The 6,232-nt window shown below is 73.2% G+C and carries 7 protein-coding genes; 4 read left to right on the top strand and 3 right to left on the bottom strand.

Features of this window, described 5'->3' with window-relative positions; all coding sequences use genetic code 11:
* The first annotated feature begins 173 nt into the window (after positions 1 to 173).
* Positions 174 to 1,283, top strand: a complete 1,110-nt coding sequence (locus tag ACFW9D_RS37595) for a hypothetical protein (RefSeq protein ID WP_384629914.1) — start codon at positions 174 to 176, stop codon at positions 1,281 to 1,283.
* 7 nt (positions 1,284 to 1,290) lie between these two features.
* Here ACFW9D_RS37595 and ACFW9D_RS37590 read toward each other — a convergent pair whose 3' ends face one another.
* Together ACFW9D_RS37590 and ACFW9D_RS37585 are read right to left on the bottom strand one after the other, a co-directional pair.
* Positions 1,291 to 1,638, bottom strand: a complete 348-nt coding sequence (locus ACFW9D_RS37590) for a DUF1330 domain-containing protein (protein WP_384629912.1) — start codon at positions 1,636 to 1,638, stop codon at positions 1,291 to 1,293.
* 104 nt (positions 1,639 to 1,742) lie between these two features.
* Positions 1,743 to 2,786: an NAD(P)-dependent alcohol dehydrogenase gene (locus tag ACFW9D_RS37585; RefSeq protein ID WP_188337180.1), complete on the bottom strand. Its 1,044-nt coding sequence runs from the start codon at positions 2,784 to 2,786 to the stop codon at positions 1,743 to 1,745.
* A 118-nt stretch (positions 2,787 to 2,904) separates the two neighbouring features.
* Here ACFW9D_RS37585 and ACFW9D_RS37580 point away from each other — a divergent pair, with 118 nt between their 5' ends.
* The 3 genes from ACFW9D_RS37580 to ACFW9D_RS37570 all read left to right on the top strand — a co-directional run bounded on the left by ACFW9D_RS37580 (position 2,905) and on the right by ACFW9D_RS37570 (position 4,955).
* A complete protein-coding gene (locus ACFW9D_RS37580; protein ID WP_384629910.1) occupies positions 2,905 to 3,840 on the top strand; it encodes a helix-turn-helix domain-containing protein in 936 nt (311 codons plus the stop codon).
* A 62-nt stretch (positions 3,841 to 3,902) separates the two neighbouring features.
* Complete coding sequence (locus ACFW9D_RS37575) at positions 3,903 to 4,562, top strand: TetR/AcrR family transcriptional regulator (protein WP_384629908.1); 660 nt, start codon at positions 3,903 to 3,905, stop codon at positions 4,560 to 4,562.
* A gap of 18 nt (positions 4,563 to 4,580) precedes the next feature.
* Positions 4,581 to 4,955: a VOC family protein gene (locus ACFW9D_RS37570; RefSeq protein ID WP_384629906.1), complete on the top strand. Its 375-nt coding sequence runs from the start codon at positions 4,581 to 4,583 to the stop codon at positions 4,953 to 4,955.
* A 10-nt stretch (positions 4,956 to 4,965) separates the two neighbouring features.
* On the opposite strand, the gene ACFW9D_RS37565 is transcribed toward ACFW9D_RS37570, so the two are convergent.
* Positions 4,966 to 6,081 carry an LCP family protein gene (locus tag ACFW9D_RS37565; RefSeq protein WP_384629904.1) on the bottom strand — a complete coding sequence of 372 codons (1,116 nt, stop codon included), beginning with the start codon at positions 6,079 to 6,081 and terminating at the stop codon, positions 4,966 to 4,968.
* Between the last annotated feature and the right edge of the window lie 151 nt (positions 6,082 to 6,232).

Genomic DNA, 6,232 nt, shown 5'->3' with positions numbered 1-6,232 from the left:
CCCTTCGGGCGGCATTTCCCCGATGAAGGCTGAACGGCGAAGCCGTTCGCCTTCAGGGGCGCGGGGCTGTGACATCTGCGGCTCCACCGCGGGGCGCGACCAGCCCCCACCGGGCCCGCGCCCGACGAACACAGCGCACCACCCCACCCCCCATCTCGAGAAAGCCCTGGAACGTGGACCGTCTCTTCCTGATCGTCGGCGCCATCGCCGCCGTCGTCTTCGTCATCCGCTGGATCACGATCCAGCGCAACCACGACCGCGGCGTCGGCCGCATCCCCGACGCCGAGATCACGGCCGCGGCCACCGCCCTGGGCCTGGTGCCGGTCACGGAGATCGACGCCGAGTCGGCCATGGCCCCGGACCCGACCGCCGAGGCCGTCAAGGCGGCTGTCAAGGACGGGAGTTGGGAGGAGGGCGCCCGGTACCTCGCCGCCGCGGGACGCGACTGGCAGGAGCGGGACCGGCGGTCGTCGATGCTGGCCGACGAGGCCGTGAAGGACGACGGGTGGCTGCTGGCGTGGCGGACGGCCAGGCCGGGTGACGCGGGCGCCGCGCTCGTGCACGCGCGGTCGCTGGTCTATCTGGCCTGGGAGATCCGGGGCAGCAAACTGGCGCGGAACACGACGCGGGAGCAGTTCGAGGGCTTCCACCGGGTGCTCGGCCAGGCCCGGGAGGCGTTCGCGGCCGCGCAGGCGGACGCGGGCGACGACCCGTGCCCGTACATCGCGGAGCTGCCGCTGGCCATGGGCCTCGGCTACGCGAACGAGCGGTTCGAGGCGCTGTGGGCCGAGGTCGAGAAGCGGGACCCGCACCACCTCGCCGCGCACCGCTCCGCACTGCAGTACTGGTGCGCCAAGTGGCAGGGCTCGCACGAGCTCGCCGAGGAGTTCGGCCGGGCCGCGGCCGCCAAGGGCGAACCCGGGCAGCTGCTGTCGGCGGTCGTGCTGGACGCGTACTTCGAGTACGAGATCGCACACGGGGACCTCGCCCCGGGGACGTACTACAGCCGCCCCGAGATCGTCGCGGCGACCGACGCCGCGCTCGCCGACATCGCGGCCGCCCACGCGGCGGACCCGCACGACCGCCGCGTGCCGCCGGTCCGGCACCTCGTCGGCAGCTTCCTGTACTGGCAGAACCGGTACGCGGAGGCACTGGAGCAGTTCCTGGCCGCCGACGGCTACGCGGGCACGCCGCCCTGGTCGTACCACGCGGACCCGGCCCGCGAGTACGTCAAGGTCCGCGACTACTGCGCGGCCCAGGTGCGGCGCGCCGCCACCGGCTGAGCCGCGCTCACGCGGCGGCCGCCGCCCGCATCGCCCCCGCCGTGCGCACCGCGTCGTAGCCGGCCGGGACGCCCTCGACGATGACGAGCTCGCCGGGGATGTGGGCGGTGCGCAGCGGGAGGATCTCCTGGTAGGCGGGGGACGCGTACCAGGCCTGGGCGCGCTCCAGGTCGGGGAACTCGACGACGACGACGTCCCCGAGCCGCTCCCCCTCCTTCCACTGCCCGGTCCTGCCGTGGGAGAGGAAGCGGCCGCCGTAGGGCTCGAAGGTGGACTGGACGCGCTCGATGTACTCCAGGACCTCGGGGTGCACCGGGGGCGTGGGGCGCAGTACGGCGATGGCGTAGGCGGTCATGGGTGAGCCCTCCTCGGGTCCGGCGGATCGCGTCTCGGTGGGTACGGGAACGATCCTGCCGGGGCCCGGGGAGGGCGTCGATTACCTCAGAGGTCGTACGGCCGTCAGATCGTGGCCGCGTCGATCACGAAGCGGTAGCGCACGTCCGAGTTCAGGACCCGCTCGTACGCCTCGTTGACCTGGCTCGCCTCGATGAGCTCGATCTCGGCGCCCAGGCCGTGCTCGGCGCAGAAGTCGAGCATCTCCTGGGTCTCGGCGATGCCGCCGATCATCGAACCGGCGAGGATCTTGTCGCCGCCGATGAGGGAGAAGAGGTTGAGCGCGATCGGCTCCTCGGGGGCGCCGACGTTCACGAGCGCGCCGCCCGTGCGCAGCAGGCTCAGGTACGCGCCGAAGTCCAGCGGGGCCGAGACGGTGGAGAGGACGACGTCGAAGGTGCCGGCGAGGTCCTTGAAGGTCTGCGCGTCGCTCGTGGCGTAGTAGTGGTCGGCGCCGAGCTTCAGCCCGTCGTCCTTCTTGCGCAGCGACTGCGACAGGACGGTGACCTCCGCGCCGAGCGCGTGGGCGATCTTGACGGCCATGTGGCCGAGGCCGCCGAGGCCGATCACGGCGACCTTCTTGCCGGGGGCGGCGCCCCAGCGCTTGAGCGGGGCGTACGTGGTGATGCCGGCGCAGAGCAGCGGCGCGGCCACGTCGAGGGAGAGCCCGTCGGGGATCTTGACGGTGAAGGCCTGGTCGACGACGACCTTCTGCGAGTAGCCGCCGTAGGTGGGCTCGCCGTCCCTGCCGACGGCGTTGTACGTGCCGACGTTCCCGCGCACGCAGTGCTGCTCCTGCCCGGCCAGGCAGTTCTCGCACTCACGGCAGGAGTCGACCATGCAGCCGACGCCGACGCGGTCGCCGACCTTGAACTTCGTGACGCCGGGGCCGACCTGCTCGACGACACCGGCGATCTCGTGTCCGGGAACCATCGGGAAGATGGCCTCGCCCCAGCCCTCGCGGGCCTGGTGGATGTCGGAGTGGCAGATGCCGGCGAACTTGATGTCGATCAGGACGTCGAACTCGCCGACCGCGCGCCGCTCGATGGTGGTGCGCTCCAGGGGAGCCTTGGCGCTGGGCGCCGCGTATGCGGCAACAGTCGTGGTCATGGTGTCCAGCGTGCCGGTTCGCGGGACGTTCGCCCAGGTCACCGCTTTGCGTACGACCAGTGGTCCTACTACTGGCGGGGACAGGCTCGTGGTCGTAGGACCGGGAATACTGGACGATATGGACGACACCCCCGGGCCCGCCCACGAGCCCACGCCCGAGCCCGGAGCCCGCCGCGACGGTCTGGACCGCAGGGCCGAGCTGAGCGAGTTCCTGCGCAGCCGGCGGGCCCGGCTGCAGCCCGAGGACGTGGGGCTCGCCTCGCACGGACGGCACCGCCGGGTGCCGGGGCTGCGCCGCGAGGAGCTGGCGCAGCTGGCCGGGGTCTCGGTGGCGTACTACACGCGCCTGGAGCAGGGGAACGGGCGCAACGTGTCGGCGGAGGTGCTGGACGCGATCGCGCGCGCCCTGCGCCTGTCGGACGCCGAGCACGCGCACCTGATGGACCTCGCGCAGGCGAAGCAGCAGCGCCGCCGGTACCGGCCGCCGCGGCGGCAGCAGATCCGTCCCGCGCTGCGGCACATGCTGGACGCGATGGAGGGCGTACCGGCGTACGTCGGCGGCGCCCGCTCGGAGATCCTCGCCTGGAACCGGACGGCGGCGGCCCTGTTCGGCGACTGGGGCGCTCTGCCGCCGGCGGAGCGGAACTGGGCGCGGCTCACCTTCCTGGCACCCGACTACCGCGAGCTGTTCGTGGACTGGGATTCCAAGGCCTCCGACATGGTCAGCTATCTGCGCCTGTACGCGGGCCGCCACCCGGAGGACCCGGAGCTGTCGGCGCTGGTCGGTGAACTCTCCGTCAAGAGCGAGGAGTTCCGCCGCCTGTGGGCGACGCACGACGTGAAGGAGAAGGGCCACGGCGTGAAGCGCATGCACCACCCTCTGGTCGGCGACCTCTCGCTCTCCTACGAGACCCTGCACCTCCCCGACGACGAGGGGCAGTTCCTCTCGGTCTACTACGCCGAACCGGGCTCCCCGTCGGCGGAGGCCCTCCGCCTCCTGACCAGCTGGGGCACGGACCCGGCGTCCCCGTCCCCGGAGACGCGGCGGGCCTGAGGGAGCGCCTCCAGCAGCAGTCCCACTTGACGGAGTGAGCACTCACTCCGTACCTTCGCGGCATGCCCGCACCCACCAGGAAGCGCGCTCCCGGCATGAGCCCGGACGAGCGCCGCCGCATGATCGTCGCGGCCGCGCTGCCGCTCGTCGCCGAGCAGGGCGCCGCCGTCACCACCGCGCGGATCGCGCGCGCCGCGGGGATCGGCGAGGCCACGGTCTTCCGCGTGTTCAAGGACAAGGACGAGGTCCTCGACGCGGTCGTCGCCGAGGCCGCCGGGCCCGAACACGTGCGCCGGGAGCTGGCCTCGATCGATCTGGAGCAGCCCCTCACCGGCCGGCTCACCGAGGCCGCCGAGGCGCTGCGCGCCCATCTGGAGCGGATGGGCGCGGTCGTCGGCGCGCTCCACGCCTCGGGCCGGCGGCGCGGCAGGACCGACGGCGAGCGTCCCACCGAGGACGGCCGCCAGGCCTCCCTGCGGATCGTCCGCGAGGCCCTGACCGAGCTGATCGAGCCGGACCGCGAGCGGCTGCGGCTGCCTCCGGAGAAGCTGGCCGCGCTCTTCCTCGGCATGCTCTTCACCCGCCCCGGAACGCCCGGCGACGGCGACGGCCCGACGGCCGCCGAACTCGTCGACGTCCTGCTGCACGGAGCACTCGCCTCCGTCGAGCACGGATCGCGCACGCCCACCGCGCACGGATCACCCACCCGCACGGAACACTGACCCCACCGGGAGTCCCGCATGACCGTGAGCCTCAACCACACCATCGTCCCGGCCGTCGACCGCACCGAGGCGGCCCGCTTCTTCGCCACGGTGATGGGCCTGGAGGCCCTGCCCCCGGCCGGCCACGACGGCCACTTCGCGCCCGTGCGGGTCAACGACTCGCTCACGCTCGACTTCATGACCGTCGAGCACCCCGAGGGCCACCACCTCGCCTTCGACGTGGACCCCGCCACCTTCGACGCGATCCTGGCCCGCGTCCAGGACCTCGGCGTCCCGTACGGCAACTCCCCGCGCGACCCGGCCAACGGCCGCACCGACCACCCGCTGTGCCCGCGCGGCCTGTTCTTCACCGACGCCTCGCGCAACCTCTACGAGGTCATGTCGCCCGCGTAGGAGCGGCGTTCTACCGGTCCCCCACCGTCACCGGCCGGTCCGCCCGCAGCCGGGCGAAGAGGTGGGCGGACTTCTGGCGGTCCCAGAGGACGGCGCTGCCCTTGGACGTGGGGTAGCCGATCGTGGCGACGGGCACGCCCTGCTGTGTGCCGCTGCCCGACGAGACCTTGCGCAGGGCTTCGAAGAGGCGGGTCAGCTGGGGGATGCCGGTGGACTTGTCGACGATCAGGGTGTCCAGGCCCGCGCCCGCCGTGCCGAACAGCGCGGACGGGTCGAGCAGGACGTCGCGGGAGGCGGCCTTCTCGGCGAGGGCCGACAGGAACTTCTGCTGGTTGCGGGAGCGGCCGAGGTCGCCCGCCTTCTCCTGGTGCCGCTGGCGGACGAAGCCGAGGGCCTCGCGGCCGTCCAGGGTGTGGCAGCCCTCGGTCAGGTCCAGCCCGGACTTGTCGTCCACGATGTGCCGGTCGACGCACATGCGCACGCCGCCGACCGCGTCGACGATGCCCACGAACCCGGCGAAGCCGATCTCCGTGTAGTGGCCGATGCGCAGCCCGGTGTTCGACTCGACCGTGCGGACCAGCAGTTCGGGCCCGCCGAGCGAGAACGCCGCGTTGAGCTTGTTCTTCTCCGGCTTGTGGTGGACGCCCGTCGCCGGGTCCACGTACGCGGGGATCGTGACCCAGGAGTCGCGGGGCAGGCTCGTCAGGCTGGCGCCGTGGGCCCCGGTGTGCAGCACCATCATCGAGTCGGTGCGGCGGCCCTCCGCACCGGCCGAGGAGCCCGTGTGCAGCTTCCTGGCCTGCTGTTCGCTGAGACCCTCGCGGCTGTCGGAGCCCACGATCAGGTAGTTGGTGCCCTTGCCGGGCGCGGGCCGGTCGGGCAGCGCGGCCAGGTCGACGTCGCCGGCGAGCCGGGAGTCCGCCCAGACGTAGGTGCCGACGCCGCCGAGCACGGCGAGCAGGACGAGGAGGCTCAGGGCGCGCAGGACGCGGCGGACGCGGGAACGGCGGGGCCTGGGGACACGCTCGCTGCGCCGCCGGCTGCCGCGCGGCGGCCCGGGAGCGGCGGGCCCGGGCGGCGACTGCGCCGGGGCCAGGCCCGTGGAGTGCAGGGAAACGGGATGCACGGGGGTCACCTCGCGGCCGGCAGGCGCGGCTCGTCCGCCGCCCCGCCGAGATGCTGGGCCGCCGCGGCGGGCGGGGCCGACCCGGTGATTCGCAGGCCCAGGCGCCCGCGGACGCCCCCCAAACACCACCCCCCACAGAGTGACACACAGA

Origin of the sequence: Streptomyces sp. NPDC059524 (assembly GCF_042749255.1) — a bacterium.
GTDB classification, from domain to species: domain Bacteria; phylum Actinomycetota; class Actinomycetes; order Streptomycetales; family Streptomycetaceae; genus Streptomyces; species Streptomyces xanthii.
Note: the sequence above shows the minus strand (reverse complement) of the source record. Positions and strands in the feature narration are given on the sequence as shown.